Below are 15,233 nucleotides of genomic sequence, written 5' to 3' on the forward strand. Positions count from 1 at the left end.
CGGCAGCCGGTTTGCGACGAGGAGCACAGACGCGACTCGATGCTCCAAGACTTCAATCAGGCCTGATTCTTCGCATGAGCGCTGAGGTCTTCCTTGATGCGGGCCGCCTTGCCCTCGAGACCGCGCAGGTAGTACAGCTTGGCGCCGCGCACCTTGCCGTGACGCTTGACGACGACCGAGTCGATGATCGGGCTGTGCGTCTGGAAGACGCGCTCGACGCCGGTGCCGTGCGAGATCTTGCGGACCGTGAACGCCGAATTGAGGCCGGCGTTCTTCTTGGCGATCACCACGCCTTCGTAGGCCTGCACGCGCTCGCGGTTGCCTTCCTTGACCTTCACGTTGACGACCACGGTGTCGCCCGGCGAGAAAGCCGGCAGCTCACGGGTCATCTGGGCGGCTTCGAACTGCTGAATGATGTTGCTCATGACACTCACCAAATGTTGATCGTTGTAGTTTGTTTCAGCCAGTCCGGTCCTTGCCCGCTTCTGCCTGATCCCGTGCCGTCACGTACTCACGGCGAAACTCGTCCAGCAATCGTCGCGATTCGGCGTCCAGCTCGACCCGCGCCAGCAGATCCGGCCGGCGCAGCCACGTCCGCCCCAGCGCCTGCTTGCGGCGCCAGCGCCGGATCGCGGCGTGGTCGCCCGACAGCAGCACCGCCGGCACCTCGCCCCACGCATCGCGAACCGGCCGCGTGTAGTGGGGACAGTCGAGCAGTCCGTCCGAGAACGAATCCTGCTGTGCCGATTGCGCGTCGCTCAACGCACCTTCCTGCAACCGTCCGATCGCATCGATCAGCACCGCTGCCGCCAGCTCGCCGCCGGACAGCACGTAATCGCCGATCGAGACTTCCTCGTCCACTGCTTCGGCCAGCAGGCGCTCGTCCACGCCCTCGTAGCGACCGCACAGCAGGACCAGACGCGGTCCGCGTGCGAGCTGCGCCACCTTGGCCTGCGTGAGCCGCGCTCCCTGCGGACTCAGGTAAATCGTTCTGGCCGGACCACCCGCGGCACGCACCCGTTCCAGGGCATCGCGCAGCGGACCGACCATCATCACCATGCCCGGGCCGCCGCCGAACGGCCGATCGTCGACCGTGCGATGGTTGTCGGTGGCGAAGTCGCGCGGGTTCCAGGTGCGAACCTCAAGCAGCCCCCGCTCCCTCGCCCGGCCGACCACGCCGGCACCGGCACAGGCCTCGATCAGGTCGGGGAACAGCGTGATGACGTCGATCCGCATCGCGCCCGTACCCACACCGATCAGAACTCCGGATCCCAGTCGACCACGATGCGGCGTGCATCGAAATCCACTGCCTTGACGAACGGCCCGGTCACGAACGGAATCAACCGTTCCTTCTCGCCGTCGACGACGAACAGGACGTCGTTCGCGCCGGTCGCGATCAGATGCGACACCGTGCCCAGACTCGCCCCGTCGACCGTGACGACGGCCAGTCCTTCCAAATCGACCCAGTAGTACTCGTCCTGCTTCGGACGCGGCAATACCGAGCGTCTCACGCGAATCTCGGCGCCGATCCAGGCGGCGGCCTCGTCGCGGTCGGCGACACCGGGCAGTTGGGCGACGATGCCCTTGCCCTGCTCGCGCCCGTGACTTCCCCGGAATTCCCTCTCCGCGGAGGCCGTCTTCAACAGCCACGGCTGGTAGCTGAAGATCTGCATCCGGGGCTCGGTCCACGACTCCAGCCGGACCCAACCCTGTACGCCGTAAAGTCCGACGATCCTGCCGAGCAGGATCAGCCGGTCCTCGGTCATGCCGCTCAGGCCGCCTGAGCCGGCGACTTGGCCGCTTCCTTGTACAGCGCCTGCACGCGGCCGGTCAGCTGGGCGCCCTTGGCGACCCACTGCTTGACGCGGTCGGTGTCGATCTGCAGACGCACGTCCTTGCCCGCGGCGATCGGATTGAAGAAGCCGATGCGCTCGATGTTGCGGCCATCACGCGCATTGCGCTCGTCGGTCACGACGATGTGGTAGAACGGCCGCTTCTTGGCACCGCCACGGGACAGGCGAATCTTGACCATTGTAAGTCTCTGAATTCTTGGGTGAAAATGTGAGCCGGCCGGGCGACCGCGCACGATCGTGTACGAAGGCCGGCCGAGCGAGCCGCGTATTCTAGCCGAAACGCGAAAAAATGAAAGCCCGATACGGGTTTAGGCCGCCGGCGCCGGCGGCGCGGGTTCCGCTCAGCGCGGCGGAAGCATGCCACTGCCGCCCATGCCGCGCATCGCGCCCTTCATCTGGCGCATCAAGCCCTTGATGCCGCCGCTGCCGAGCTTGGCCATCATCTTTTCCATCTGCTGATACTGCTTGAGCAGACGGTTGACGTCGGCCGGCTGCTGTCCGGCGCCGCGCGCGATGCGGGCCCGCCGCGAACCGTTGAGCAGATCCGGATGACGGCGCTCCTTCTTGGTCATCGAATTGATGATCGCGATCATCCGGTGCACCTCCTTGTCGTTGACCTTCGACTTGACCTGATCGGGCAGCGCGCTGACGCCCGGCAGCTTCTCGAGCAGGGACGACATGCCGCCCATGTTGACCATCTGCTCGAGCTGATCCTTCATGTCGTTCAGATCGAAGCGCTTGCCCTTGATGACCTTCTCGGCGAGCTTCTGCGCCTTCTCCTGATCGACCTTGCGCTCGACCTCCTCGACCAGCGACAGCACGTCGCCCATGCCGAGGATGCGCTGCGCGACGCGATCGGGATGGAACGGCTCGAGCGCGTCGGGCTTTTCGCCGGCACCCATGAACTTGACCGGCCGCCCGGTGATGTAGCGCACCGACAGGGCCGCACCGCCGCGCGCGTCGCCGTCGGTCTTGGTCAGCACCACGCCGGTCAGCGGCAGTGCCTCGGAGAACGCCTTGGCGGTGTTGGCCGCGTCCTGGCCGGTCATCGCATCGACGACGAACAGCGTCTCGACCGGATCGAGCGCGGCATGCAGCGCCTTGATCTCGTCCATCATCGCCGCCTCCACGTGCAGACGGCCGGCGGTGTCGACGATCAGCACGTCGGCGAAGTTCTTGCGCGCCGCATCGATTGCCGCTCGCGCGATCGCGATCGGCTGATCGGTGCCGGTCGATGGGTGGAACAGCACGTCGACCTGCTCGGCCAGCGTGCGCAGCTGCTCGATCGCGGCCGGCCGGTAGACGTCGCAGCTGACGACCATGACCTTCTTCTTGCGGCGCTCGCGCAGGAACCGCGCGAGCTTGGCGACCGTCGTCGTCTTGCCAGCGCCCTGCAGGCCGGCCATCAGGATCACCGCCGGCGGCGCGGCGGCGAGATTGAGGTCGGCGTTCGCGGTGCCCATCACCGCGGTCAGCTCGTCGCGCACCACCTTGATCAGAGCCTGGCCCGGCGTCAGGCTCTTGAGCACCTCCTGGCCGATCGCACGCACCTGCACACGCTGGATCAGGGCCTGCACCACCGGCAGGGCCACGTCCGCCTCCAGCAGCGCGACGCGCACCTCGCGCAGGGCTTCGCGAATATTGGACTCGGTCAGGCGTCCGCGGCCACGCAGGCGCTCGACCGTCGAGGATAGACGCTGGCTGAGGGATTCGAACATGGCGATCGGCGGCGGCACGAAAAAACGGCCGGCGAGTATATCAGCGCGGCGGCGCGCCCCGGCGTGCCGGCCGCCGCCGGCGCGCGGGCCCGCAGCTGCGTTCCGATGCCCGCGCCGCTATGCGACACTCGCGGCATGCCGACCTCCCTGCTCAGCGCGTTCGCGATCGCCGACTACGTGATCGCAGCGATCCTGCTCGCGCTGCCGATCGCACGCCTGCCGGCGCCGGCGCGCGGCATCGCGCTGCTGCTGGCGACGCTGGCGACCGCCGTCCATGCCACGCTGATCTTCGGCATGCACCGCGGCGGGCTCGACCTGCATTTCTTCGCAGCGTTGTCGCTGGCCGGCTTCGGCGTCGCGGCGCTGACCCTGCTGGTCAACCTGTTCCGGCCGGTCGCCGGCCTCGGCGTGATCGTGTTCCCGCTGGCTGCGGCGCTGCTCGCGATCGACGTCTACGTCGCGCCCGATACGCATCCGCAGCCGCTGGAGTGGCAGATCACGCTGCACGCGGGGTTCGCGCTGCTCGCCTACAGCCTGCTCAGCATCGCCGCGCTGCTGGCGATCCTGCTGGCGCTGCAGGAACGCGCCCTGCGCCGGCGCGCGTTCGATTCGAGCCTGATCCGCGCCTTGCCGCCGCTGACGCTGACCGAAGCCTTGATGTTCCGGCTGATCGCGGCCGGCTTCGCGTTTCTGACGCTGACCCTGGTCAGCGGCGTGCTGTTCGTCGACGACCTCTTCGCGCAGCACCTGGTCCACAAGACCGTGCTGTCGATCGCGTCCTGGCTGGTGTTCGGCCTGCTGCTGTTCGGGCGCTGGCGCTGGGGCTGGCGCGGCCGCCGCGCCGTGCGCCTGACCCTGATCGGCATGGCCGTGCTGCTGCTGGCGTTCTTCGGCAGCAAGTTCGTGCTCGAGCTGGTGCTGAAGAAGGGCCTCTGACGGCCGGAAGGCAACCTGCGCGTGCGGCCTCGCACGGCGGCGGCCGATCATGCCTCGGTCCGGCCACGCCCGCCTGTCCTGCACCGGCCGGCGGCGAGCCGGTGTCTAGGGACGCGTCCTGGCCGCCGTCGGCCGGCACCCGTCTCGGCGCGTCGGCGCAAGGACGCCGCGCGGCGGGCGACGACGAGACAGCGCTCCCGTGCCCGCTCGTGCTGACCGCCGATCTCGATCGGCGCGCGCGAATACGACCTGCGTACCGCGTCCGCGCCGACCACGATCGGCTGCGTCCTGCGTCCTGCGTCCATGGCGCGCGACCGAGCGCGCGCGTGGCGGTCAGAGATCGTGCACGGCCGTCAGCGCGTCGCCGAGCCGGTCGACGCCGAGTATCTTCAGATCGCCGAGACTGCCGCGCTTGGGCGCATTGGCCTTCGGCACGATCGCGTAGCGGAAGCCGTGCGTGGCCGCCTCGCGCAGGCGCTCCTCGCCGTTGGGCACCGGACGGATCTCGCCGGACAACCCGATCTCGCCGAACGCGACGAGCTTGTCCGGCAGCGCCCGGTCGCGGAAGCTCGACAGCACCGCCAGCACGACCGGCAGGTCGGCCGCGGTCTCCTGCACGCGGATGCCGCCGACGATGTTGACGAAGACGTCCTGGTCGTAGACGGCCGCGCCGCCGTGCCGGTGCAGCACCGCCAGCAGCATCGCCAGGCGGTTCTGCTCGAGCCCCAGCGTCACGCGGCGCGGATTGGCCAGTGGCGAGGCATCGACCAGGGCCTGGACTTCGACCAGCAGCGGGCGGGTGCCCTCGCGCGTCACCATCACTGCGCTGCCCGGCGTCGGCTGTGCATGCGCGGACAGGAAGATCGCCGAGGGATTGGGCACTTCCTTGAGGCCCTTCTCGGCCATCGCGAACACGCCCAGTTCGTTGACGGCGCCGAAGCGGTTCTTGAACGCGCGCAGGATGCGGAAGCGGCTGCCCGATTCGCCCTCGAAATACAGCACGGCGTCGACCATGTGCTCGAGCACGCGCGGGCCGGCAATGCCGCCTTCCTTGGTCACGTGACCGACCAGGAACACGCTGGTGCCGGTCTCCTTCGCGAAGCGCACCAGCCGCGCCGCCGCCTCGCGCACCTGGCTGACCGAGCCGGGCGCGGCGGTCAGCAGCTCGGTCCAGATCGTCTGGATCGAATCGACGACCAGCACCTGCGGACGCGCCTCGGCGGCTTCGGCAAGAATGCGTTCGATCGAGGTCTCGGCCAGCGCCTGGACGCCGTCGAGCGGCACGCCGAGCCGCTGTCCGCGCGCGGCGACCTGGGCGAGGCTCTCCTCGCCGGTCACGTAGAGGCCGCGCAGGCGCTGGCCGATCGTGCCGAGCGTCTGCAACAGCAGCGTCGACTTGCCGATGCCCGGATCGCCGCCGATCAGCACGACCGAGCCGGCGACCAGACCGCCGCCGAGCACGCGGTCGAGCTCGCCGATGCCGGTCGGGCTGCGCTGCTCGGCCTCGCCGGCGACGCTCGCCAGCGAAGTGACCTTGGCCGGCCCCGAAGCACCGGCATAGCCGCCGCGCCGCGCAGCCGGCGCGGCCTTCTCCGATTCGACGACGATCTCGCTCAGCGTGTTCCAGACGCCGCATTCGGTGCACTGGCCCTGCCATTTGGCATGGGCCGCGCCGCATTCGGTGCAGACGTAGGCGGTGCGCGCCTTGGCCATCAGCCGGCCTCCTCGGTGAAGCGCACGCGCCGCGTGACGCCGCAGGTGAGGTCGTAGCCGATCGTGCCGGCATGGGCCGCGACGTCCTCGACCGGCAGACCGCGCCCCCACAGGATCACCGGATCGCCGATCCGCGCCTCCGGGTGCGCGCGCAGATCGATCGTGACCAGGTCCATCGAGACGCGGCCGACGATCGGCGCCGGGCGGCCGTCGAGCAGCACCGGCGTGCCGCTCGCGGCCGAGCGCGGATAGCCGTCGCCGTAGCCGATCGCGACGACGCCGACCGCCATGTCCTCCGGGCACTGCCAGGTCGACGCATAGCCGATCCGGTCGCCGCGCGCGAGGCGGTTGATCGCGATCAGGCGGCTCGACAGCGTCATCGCCGGCCGAAAGCCGAAATCGGCGCCGACCCGCCCCTCGACCACCGAGATGCCGTACAGCGCGCCACCGGCGCGGACCCAGTCGCCGTGCGCTTCGGGCCAGCCGAGCACGCCGGCGGAGTTGGCCAGGGCGCGCTCGCCGGCGAGTCCGGCCGTGGCCGCCTCGAACGCGTCGATCTGGCGCGTGGTCAGCGGATCGTCGAACGCGTCGGAATTGGCGAAATGCGTCATCAGCCCGATGTCGCGATGCACGCTCGGCAGCTCGCGCAGCCGCGCGTAGGCATCGCGCACCTGCTGCGGCGCGAAGCCGAGCCGGTGCATGCCGGTATCGGCTTTCAGCCAGACGCGCAGCGGTCGCGAATCGCGATCGGCCGCGAGCCAGTCGATCTGGACCGGATGGTGGATCACCGATTCGAGAGTGAGCCGGCGCATTTCCGACAGATCGGCCGGCTCGTCGAGGCCGGACAGCACCACGATGCGCTGCGAGACCCCGGCGGCGCGCAGACGCTGGCCGTCGGCGATGCAGGCGACGCCGAAGCCGTCGGCACCCTGCAAGGCGCGCGCGACGCGTTCCAGGCCGTGTCCGTAGCCATCGGCCTTGACGATCGCCATGACCTTGCGGCCCGGCGCGAGCTCGCGCACGCGCCGCAGGTTCTCGCGCAAGGCGTCGATGTGGATCGTCGCGCTGCTGGCGCGCATGCCTCAGACGCTCCCGCTCAAGGAACCAAGCGGCCGCGCACGGCCGGCGCAGCGCGGCCGGAATCGGACGCACATCGAGATCCGGCGCAGCCGGCGCGTCGCCGCCGCTTCACTCGAAGCTGCCGGAATAGCTGTCCGAGGCATAGTTCTCGAACTTCGTGTACTGGCCGAGGAACGTCAGCTTGACGGTGCCGGTCGGACCGTTTCGCTGCTTGCCGATGATCACTTCGGCCAGCCCCTTGTCGGGCGAATCGGGGTTGTAGTACTCGTCGCGGTAAATGAACATGATCAGGTCGGCGTCCTGCTCGATGGCGCCCGACTCGCGCAGGTCGCTCATCATCGGTCGTTTGTCGGCACGCTGCTCGAGCGAGCGGTTGAGCTGGGACAGCGCGATCACCGGCACGTCCAGCTCCTTGGCCAGCGCTTTGAGTCCACGCGAGATTTCTGAAATTTCGGTGGCGCGGTTCTCCGTGTTTCCGGGCACCTGCATCAGCTGCAGGTAGTCGATGACGATCAGCCCCAGATCGTGCTCGCGCTTGAGCCGGCGCGACCGCGCGCGCAGTTCGCCCGGCGACAGCGCCGGCGTGTCGTCGATGAAGATCTTCACTTCCGAGAGCATCGTGATCGCGCTGGTCACGCGCGGCCACTCCTCCTCGGCCAGGTCGCCGGTGCGCAGATGCTGCTGGTTGATGCGGCCGAGCGAGGAGATCAGTCGGAACGCCAGCTGCGAGGCCGACATTTCCATCGAGAACACCGCGACCGCCTTCTTGCCGCGCATCGCCGCCGCCTCGGCCAGGTTCAGCGCCAGCGCGGTCTTGCCCATCGACGGACGCGCCGCGAGGATGATCAGGTCCGACGGCTGCAGGCCGGTGGTCTTCTCGTCGAGATCCGTGAAGCCGGTCGTCAGGCCGGTGATCGAGCCGCGGTTCTCGTAGCGATGATGCAGGATCTGGAACGCGTCCTTGACCGCCTGACGCATCGGCACGAAGCCCTTGCGCCCACGCGCGCCGGCCTCGGCGATCCGGAACACCTGCTGCTCGGCCGATTCGAGCAGCTCCTGGCTCGAGCGGCCCTCGGGCTGGTAGGCCGTGCCGGCGATCTCGGTACCGGTGTCGATCAGCTGCCGCAGCACCGACTTCTCGCGCACGATGTCGGCGTAGGCGACGATGTTGGCCGCGCTCGGCGTCGTGTTGGCGAGCTCGACGACGTAGCCGACGCCGCCGACCATCTCGGCCAGATTCTGCGACTGGAACCATTCCCCGAGCGTGATCGCGTCGTAGGGCATGTTCTTGGCCGACAGCTCGCCGATCGCGCGGAAGATCAGACGATGATCCTTGCGGTAGAAGTCATCCTCGCCGATGCGGTCGGCGACGCGGTCCCAGGATTCGGGCGCCAGCATCAGGCCGCCGAGCACGGCTTGTTCGGCTTCGATCGAGTGCGGCGGCACGCGCAGCGCCTCGACGCTGGCGGCGCTCTTGCGTTCGGAAAAGGCGGGCATGGAGTCGGGACCGGAGACGACGGGGGCGGGGCCATCATCGACAAGCGCGTCTCGCCTGTCGAGATACAACTATGTGGACGCGCGCGGGAAAACCTGTGGACAAGCGCCGCGCAGCCTGGGGATAACCCGGCTGGCATCCTGTGGACGCCACCGGCCCCGGCGCAAAAAAAGACGGGCGCCGAAGCGCCCGTCGATCATCCGTGGAATCGTCCGGTCAGCCGGCGACGACGATGACCTTGATCGTCGTGTGCACGTCGGCGTGCAGATGCACTGGCACTTCGTACTCGCCGACGTTGCGGATCGGGCCGTCGGCGAGGACGACCTCGCCTTTGCCGAGCGCGTGGCCGGCCTCGGTGAACGCCTCGGCGATGTCGCGCGGGCCGACCGAGCCGAACAGCTTGCCTTCCGGGCTGGCGTGCGCGGTCAGCGTGACGCTGGCGCTCTCCAGCGCGGCCTTGCGCGCTTCGGCGCCGGCGAGCTGCTGGTTGGCCTTGGCCTCGTAGTCGGCGCGGCGCTGCTCGAACTGCGCGAGATTCTCGGCGGTCGCCGGCGCGGCCTTGCCCTGCGGCACGAGGAAATTGCGGCCATAGCCCGGCTTGACGTTGACCTTGTCGCCGAGGTTGCCGAGGTTCTTCACTTTCTGAAGAAGGATGAGTTCCATGAAACGGGCTCCGTATTCGTTAGCACCGGCCCGGCCGGTGCAGCGTGGGCTGTCCGAATGAGGACGATGAGGGCGGTCGGCGCGCCGCATCCCTCTCGGGCGCGGCGCGCGGGCCGGATCAGTGGCTGTCGCTGTACGGCAGCAGCGCGAGGAAGCGCGCGCGCTGGATCGCCGTGGTCAGCTGACGCTGGTAGCGCGCCTTGGTACCGGTGATGCGGCTCGGCACGATCTTGCCGGTCTCGGTCACGTACTGGCGCAGCGTGTTGAGATCCTTGTAGTCGATCTCGGTCACGCCTTCGGCGGTGAAGCGGCAGAACTTCTTGCGGCGGAAGAACATCTTGGACATGGGATGGATTCCTGGACGGGTCGGGGGTCGGCCGGCTTACTCGGCGGCCGGGGCGTCGGCGGAGGCGCTCTCGGCGCCGGCCTCGGCGTTGCGCGGCGCGCGACGGCGCGGCTCGTCGTCGAAGCTGTCGCCGCCGAAGCCTTCCTCGTCGCGACGACGGCGCTCGCCGCCCTTGTCGTCCTTGTTCTTCATGATCGCCGACATCTCGGTGACGATGTCCTCGCGCTTCATGATCAGATGGCGCAGCACCGCATCGTTGAAGCGGAAGCCGGTCTCCAGGTCGTTCAGCGCGCCCTGGCCGCACTCGACGTTCATCAGCACGTAGTGGGCCTTGGCGAGATTCTGGATCGGATAGGCCAGCTGACGGCGGCCCCAGTCTTCCAGACGGTGGACCTTGCCGCCGTCGTTCTCGATCAGCGCCTTGTAGCGCTCGATCATGCCGGGAACCTGCTCGCTCTGGTCAGGGTGGACCAGAAACACGATTTCATACTGACGCATGGCATTACCTTGTGGATGTCCGCGCGAGGCGGGGGCAGCCTCCCGGCGCGGCTGCGGCGGTGAGGCAAGGACGCCTCGCCGACCCGGGGTCGACGAGGGGGCGCGCATGGTAGTCGAACCGCTGCCGGTCCGCAAGCGCGCGTCGGCAAAGGAAAATCAGGCCGGGGCGTCGACCGTGAAGCTCTCCCCGCAGCCGCAGGCGCCGGTCGCGTTGGGATTGCGGAAGACGAACGTGGCGTTGAGCCCCTGCCGCTGGAAGTCGATCTCGGTGCCGTCGATGAACGGCAGCCACTTGCGCTCGACGACGACGCGCACGCCGCCGGTCTCGAAGACGCGGTCGTCCGCGCCGACCGATTCGGCGAGGTCCACGGTATAGCCGTAGCCCGAGCAGCCGGTGCGCTTGATGCCGAAGCGGACCGCCTCGGCGCGGCCTTCGCTGCGTGCGATGAAGTCGCGCATGCGCGCCTGGGCGGCTGGAGTGAGCTGGATCGTCATGGGCGAGGCGTCGGAGTCGAACGGAATCGAGTGTAGCACCGCGGCCGTTCGGCCCATCGGATGGGCTATCATGAACGGTCTATCGGGCGTCCCGTCCAGATGGCTGCCGCAGGCGCCGTTTCAAGGCCGTTCCAGGCCCCTGGCGACGGCGGCGGCCCGCCCACATCCGATCCGCCAGAGGAAACCATGTCAGAGGGTATCGTCGTCGACGTCAAGCACGCACTGTCCGGCGCCGTCGCGCCCGGCAGCGCGATCACGGTGCGCGGCTGGGTGCGCACACGGCGCGATTCGAAGGCCGGACTGTCGTTCGTGACGGTCAGCGACGGCTCGTGCTTCGATCCGATCCAGGTCGTCGCGACGAACGACCTGCCCAACTACGCCGAGGAGATCGCGCGGCTGACCACCGGCTGCTCGGTCGTGGCGAGCGGCACCCTGGTCGCCTCGCAGGGCAAGGGGCAGGGTTTCGAGATACAGGCCAGCGCGATCGAGGTGCTCGGCTGGGTCGACGATCCGGAGACCTATCCGATCCAGCCCAAGCCGCATTCGCTGGAGTTCCTGCGCGAGGTCGCGCATCTGCGGCCGCGCACCAACCTGTTCGGCGCGGTCAGCCGCGTGCGCCACACGATCGCGCAGGCGATCCACCGCTTCTTCCACGAGAACGGCTTCTACTGGGTCAATACGCCGATCATCACGACGTCCGACGCCGAAGGCGCCGGCCAGATGTTCCGCGTCTCGACGCTCGATCTGATGAACCTGCCGCGCAACGATCGCGGCGCGGTCGACTTCCATCGCGATTTCTTCGGCCGCGAGGCGTTCCTGACGGTATCGGGCCAGCTCAACGCCGAAACCTACTGTCTGGCGCTCAGCAAGGTCTACACGTTCGGCCCGACGTTCCGCGCCGAGAACTCCAACACCACCCGCCATCTGGCCGAGTTCTGGATGATCGAGCCGGAGATCGCCTTCGCCGATCTCGACGACGACGCCAATCTCGCCGAGGCGCTGCTCAAGTACGTCTTCAAGGCGGTGCTCGACGAACGCGCCGACGACATGGCGTTCTTCGCCGAGCGCATCGAGAAGACCGCGATCTCGCGCCTGGAGACGTTCCTGTCGGCGCCGTTCGCGCGCGTGGACTACGGCGAGGCGATCGAGATCCTGTCGCGCTCGGGCAGGTCGTTCGAGTACCCGGTCGCCTGGGGCGCCGATCTGCAGACCGAGCACGAGCGCTACCTGGCCGAGGAACACGTCGGCCGTCCGGTCGTCGTGATGAACTACCCGGAGAAGATCAAGGCGTTCTACATGCGCCTCAACGACGACGGCCGCACGGTCGCGGCGATGGACGTGCTCGCGCCCGGCATCGGCGAGATCGTCGGCGGCGCGCAGCGCGAGGAGCGTCTGGACCTGCTCGACGCCCGCATGGGCCAGTTCGGTCTCGACCCCGCGCACTACCAGTGGTATCGCGACCTGCGCCGCTACGGCAGCGTGCCGCACGCGGGCTTCGGCCTGGGCTTCGAGCGCCTGCTGGTCTACGTGTGCGGTCTGTCCAACATCCGCGACGCGATTCCGTTCCCGCGCGCGCCCGGCCAGGCCGAATACTGATGCTGGTCGGCGCCTCGCGCGAGTTCCTGCTGATCATGGGGCTGGGCCTGATCGTCGCCGGCCTGACCACCTACGTCATCATCGGCATCCTGTCGGTCGTGCATGTGCGCGACAAGCATCCGGCGCTGCGCGCCGAGCTCGGCGCCAACATCGCCGCGCCGCGCATGATCGGCTGGTTCCTGCGCGCGCGCTATCGCGCCGCTGGCGATACCGCGCTCAACGCGATCGCCCTGCCCGGCTGCATCGGCGTGTGGTCGATCCTCGCCGGCATCGTTTGCGTCATCGTCTCCAAGGGCATCGGCTATGTCTGACAACGAACAACCGCTCGCGGCGGAGGATCCAGCCGTCGAGGTCGAATGGTGGCTGGCGGTCCATGGCGACACGCTGATCTGGGCGCGGCTGTCGGTGCTCGACTCGGGCATCGCCGAGGTGTTCGACTGCGACGGTCGCGTGCTGCGCTACGACGACGACCAGGCCGGCCGCGCCGCGCTGCTCGACGCGGAATTCCGCGCGCTCGACGGTCTCGACGAGGAGGACGCAGCCGTGCTCGGCTTCGATCTGGATTCGACCGAGCCGCCGCGCGGCGACGACGACGCGGATCTGATCCCGCAGATGATCGTCAAGCTGGTCGGACACGCCTGATGAACCTCGATCTCACCGGACGCCACGCCCTGGTCTGCGGCGCCTCGCAGGGCATCGGCCGCGCCACCGCGATCGAACTGGCGCAGCTCGGCGCCGACGTGACCGTCCTGGCGCGCAGCGAGGCGCGCCTGCAGGACCTGACCGCCGAACTGCCGCGCCGGCGCGACGGCCAGCACCACGGCTACGTGGCGGCCGACATGAGCGATGCGGCGCAGCTGCGCGCGCGGATCGAGGCCGTCGCGAGCGCCCACCCGATCCAGATCGTCGTCAACAACAGCGGCGGTCCGCCGGGCGGCCGCGCCAGCGATGCCGGCGCCGAGGCATTCCTCGCGGCCTTCAATCAGCACCTGATCGCCGCTCAGGCGGTGCTGCAGGCGACCCTGCCCGGCATGCAGGCGGCCGGCTACGGCCGGATCGTCAACGTGATCTCGACCTCGGTGAAGGAACCGATCCGCAATCTCGGTGTCTCCAACACGGTCCGCGGCGCGGTCGCGAACTGGGCCAAGACGCTGGCCGGCGAACTCGGCGGCTACGGCATCACCGTCAACAACGTGCTGCCGGGCTATACGCGGACCGGCCGGCTCGACCAGATCCTGGCCGATCGCGTCCGCGCGACCGGACGGGACGTCCAGGACATCGTGCAGGGCATGCTGGCCAGCGTGCCGGCCGGCCGCTTCGCCGAGCCGGAGGACATCGCCCAGGTCGTGGCGTTCCTCGCCTCGCCGGCGGCCGGCTACGTCAACGGCGTCAACGTGCCGGTCGACGGAGGCCGCACGCTCTCGCTCTGAACGGCGCCCGACTGCGCCCGCTGCCGACCGGGCCGATCTCCGGGGCGCGCGGCGCGATCGGGTAACATTACCGCCTCGCTCAGGTACCGATCGCCCATGAAGAAGCTGCTGTTCACCCTGTTCGTCGTCTTTCTCGGCGCCCTGTCGGTCGGGCGCGCACAAACCCTGCCGGTCGAATCGCTCGACAGCATCGTCGCGATCATCGACGAGGACATCGTGCTGCGCAGCGAGCTGGACCGCGACGTACAGATGATCCGCCAGCAGTACGCGAGCAATCCGCAGCAGCTGCCGTCGATGGACGTGCTCGAGCGTCAGGTGCTCGACCGCCTGATCCTGATGAAGCTGCAGATCGCGCGTGCGAACAGCAACGGCATCAAGATTCCCGACAGCGAAGTCGACCAGACGCTCGGCCGCATCGCCGAACAGAACAAGCTGACCGTCGCCCAGATGCGCCAGGCGCTGCAGGCGCAGGGACAGTCCTACGACCAGTTCCGCCGCAGCGTACGCGACCAGCTGACCGTGCAGGCGCTGCAACAGCGCATGGTGCAGAGCCGCGTGCAGATCAGCGACGCGGAGATCGACAGCGTCATCAAGAACGGCAAGCTGCGCCGCGGCCAGATCCATCTGGCCTACATCCTGGTCGGCCTGGCCGACGGCGCGACGCCGGACCAGATCGAGGAAGCACGCGCGAAGGCGGAGGACGTCAAGGCGCAGATCGACGGCGGCATGGATTTCGCAGCGGCGGCGATCCGCTACTCCGACGCGCAGAACGCGCTCGACGGCGGCGATCTGGGCTGGCGCCCGTATGACCAGGTCCCCGCGGCATTCGCCGACGTCGCCGAGCAGATGCAGCCGGGCCAGGTCTCGGTGCCGCTGCGCGGCCCCAACGGCTTCCACATCCTCAAGCTGATCGAGCGGCGCGACCAGAACACGCAGCTGGTCACCGAGTATCACGCACGCCACATCCTGATCAAGACCAGCGAGCTGACCAGCAACGAGCAGGCGCGGGCCACGGTGGAGGGCCTGCGCGCGCGCGCCGAGGCCGGCGAGGATTTCGGCAAGCTCGCCAAGCAGTATTCGGAAGACACCAACAACGCCAACCTCGAAGGCGACATGGGCTGGTTTCCGAAGGAGGGCTACGGCAGCCGCGTCGCCGAGGTGCTCGACACGCTCAAGGACAACCAGATCAGCCAGCCGTTCGAGACCGAACTGGGCTGGCACATCCTGCAGCTGCTCGGCACGCGCAGCACCGACAAGACCCAGGACATCGAACGCAACCAGGCCCGGCAGATGCTGATGAGCCGCAAGGCCGAGGACGAGTACCAGAGCTTCCTGCGCCAGCTGCGGTCGGAAAGCCACATCGAGATCCGTCTGCCCGGCGCCGAGGGCGCCGGCACGTCGGCCGGCTGA

At 68.7% G+C, this 15,233-nt stretch carries 18 protein-coding genes; 6 read left to right on the forward strand and 12 right to left on the reverse strand.

The window, feature by feature from the left end; all coding sequences use genetic code 11:
• Positions 1 to 56: 56 nt before the first annotated feature.
• From rplS to ffh, 5 genes are all read right to left on the reverse strand, one after another.
• On the reverse strand, positions 57 to 425 hold the full coding sequence (gene rplS / locus VMR06_RS15275) for a 50S ribosomal protein L19 (protein ID WP_325377845.1): 369 nt from the start codon (positions 423 to 425) through the stop codon (positions 57 to 59).
• A 34-nt stretch (positions 426 to 459) separates the two neighbouring features.
• A complete protein-coding gene (gene trmD, locus VMR06_RS15280) occupies positions 460 to 1,236 on the reverse strand; it encodes a tRNA (guanosine(37)-N1)-methyltransferase TrmD (protein WP_325377847.1) in 777 nt (258 codons plus the stop codon).
• A gap of 20 nt (positions 1,237 to 1,256) precedes the next feature.
• Complete coding sequence (gene rimM, locus VMR06_RS15285) at positions 1,257 to 1,766, reverse strand: ribosome maturation factor RimM (protein WP_325377849.1); 510 nt, start codon at positions 1,764 to 1,766, stop codon at positions 1,257 to 1,259.
• 5 nt (positions 1,767 to 1,771) lie between these two features.
• On the reverse strand, positions 1,772 to 2,032 hold the full coding sequence (rpsP, locus tag VMR06_RS15290) for a 30S ribosomal protein S16 (protein ID WP_325377851.1): 261 nt from the start codon (positions 2,030 to 2,032) through the stop codon (positions 1,772 to 1,774).
• 162 nt (positions 2,033 to 2,194) lie between these two features.
• On the reverse strand, positions 2,195 to 3,571 hold the full coding sequence (gene ffh, locus VMR06_RS15295; RefSeq protein ID WP_325377853.1) for a signal recognition particle protein: 1,377 nt from the start codon (positions 3,569 to 3,571) through the stop codon (positions 2,195 to 2,197).
• Between the two features lie 135 nt (positions 3,572 to 3,706).
• Here ffh and VMR06_RS15300 point away from each other — a divergent pair, with 135 nt between their 5' ends.
• Positions 3,707 to 4,507, forward strand: a complete 801-nt coding sequence (locus VMR06_RS15300) for a cytochrome C assembly family protein (RefSeq protein WP_325377855.1) — start codon at positions 3,707 to 3,709, stop codon at positions 4,505 to 4,507.
• A 333-nt stretch (positions 4,508 to 4,840) separates the two neighbouring features.
• On the opposite strand, the gene radA is transcribed toward VMR06_RS15300, so the two are convergent.
• The 7 genes from radA to VMR06_RS15335 form a co-directional block, all read right to left on the reverse strand.
• Complete coding sequence (gene radA / locus VMR06_RS15305; RefSeq protein WP_325377857.1) at positions 4,841 to 6,220, reverse strand: DNA repair protein RadA; 1,380 nt, start codon at positions 6,218 to 6,220, stop codon at positions 4,841 to 4,843.
• A complete protein-coding gene (alr, locus tag VMR06_RS15310; protein ID WP_325377859.1) occupies positions 6,220 to 7,299 on the reverse strand; it encodes an alanine racemase in 1,080 nt (359 codons plus the stop codon). The genes radA and alr overlap by 1 nt, the downstream gene beginning before the upstream one ends.
• 109 nt (positions 7,300 to 7,408) lie before the next feature.
• Positions 7,409 to 8,797 carry a replicative DNA helicase gene (locus VMR06_RS15315; protein WP_325377863.1) on the reverse strand — a complete coding sequence of 463 codons (1,389 nt, stop codon included), beginning with the start codon at positions 8,795 to 8,797 and terminating at the stop codon, positions 7,409 to 7,411.
• Between the two features lie 214 nt (positions 8,798 to 9,011).
• Complete coding sequence (gene rplI, locus VMR06_RS15320; RefSeq protein WP_325377867.1) at positions 9,012 to 9,458, reverse strand: 50S ribosomal protein L9; 447 nt, start codon at positions 9,456 to 9,458, stop codon at positions 9,012 to 9,014.
• Positions 9,459 to 9,576: 118 nt separating this feature from the next.
• Positions 9,577 to 9,804, reverse strand: coding sequence for a 30S ribosomal protein S18 (gene rpsR, locus VMR06_RS15325; protein WP_067645960.1), 228 nt, complete (start codon positions 9,802 to 9,804; stop codon positions 9,577 to 9,579).
• A gap of 36 nt (positions 9,805 to 9,840) precedes the next feature.
• Entirely contained in the window at positions 9,841 to 10,302 is a 462-nt protein-coding gene (rpsF, locus tag VMR06_RS15330) for a 30S ribosomal protein S6 (protein ID WP_325377872.1), read from the reverse strand.
• A gap of 156 nt (positions 10,303 to 10,458) precedes the next feature.
• Entirely contained in the window at positions 10,459 to 10,797 is a 339-nt protein-coding gene (locus tag VMR06_RS15335) for an iron-sulfur cluster assembly accessory protein (protein ID WP_325377874.1), read from the reverse strand.
• A 186-nt stretch (positions 10,798 to 10,983) separates the two neighbouring features.
• Between VMR06_RS15335 and asnS the strand changes: the two genes are divergently transcribed.
• The 5 genes from asnS to VMR06_RS15360 all read left to right on the forward strand — a co-directional run bounded on the left by asnS (position 10,984) and on the right by VMR06_RS15360 (position 15,233).
• A complete protein-coding gene (asnS, locus tag VMR06_RS15340; protein WP_325377876.1) occupies positions 10,984 to 12,393 on the forward strand; it encodes an asparagine--tRNA ligase in 1,410 nt (469 codons plus the stop codon).
• The gene (locus VMR06_RS15345) at positions 12,393 to 12,704 is read left to right on the forward strand and encodes a hypothetical protein (RefSeq protein ID WP_325377878.1); all 312 of its coding nucleotides are present in this window, start codon (positions 12,393 to 12,395) and stop codon (positions 12,702 to 12,704) included. Before asnS ends, VMR06_RS15345 begins: the two co-directional genes overlap by 1 nt.
• Positions 12,697 to 13,035 (forward strand): hypothetical protein, encoded by a 339-nt coding sequence (locus VMR06_RS15350; protein ID WP_325377880.1) that lies wholly within the window; start codon positions 12,697 to 12,699, stop codon positions 13,033 to 13,035. The genes VMR06_RS15345 and VMR06_RS15350 overlap by 8 nt, the downstream gene beginning before the upstream one ends.
• A complete protein-coding gene (locus VMR06_RS15355) occupies positions 13,035 to 13,823 on the forward strand; it encodes an SDR family oxidoreductase (RefSeq protein WP_325377882.1) in 789 nt (262 codons plus the stop codon). Before VMR06_RS15350 ends, VMR06_RS15355 begins: the two co-directional genes overlap by 1 nt.
• A 96-nt stretch (positions 13,824 to 13,919) precedes the next feature.
• Positions 13,920 to 15,233 (forward strand): peptidylprolyl isomerase, encoded by a 1,314-nt coding sequence (locus VMR06_RS15360; protein ID WP_325377884.1) that lies wholly within the window; start codon positions 13,920 to 13,922, stop codon positions 15,231 to 15,233.

The organism is Dokdonella sp. (assembly GCF_035511235.1).
Lineage (GTDB): Bacteria > Pseudomonadota > Gammaproteobacteria > Xanthomonadales > Rhodanobacteraceae > Dokdonella.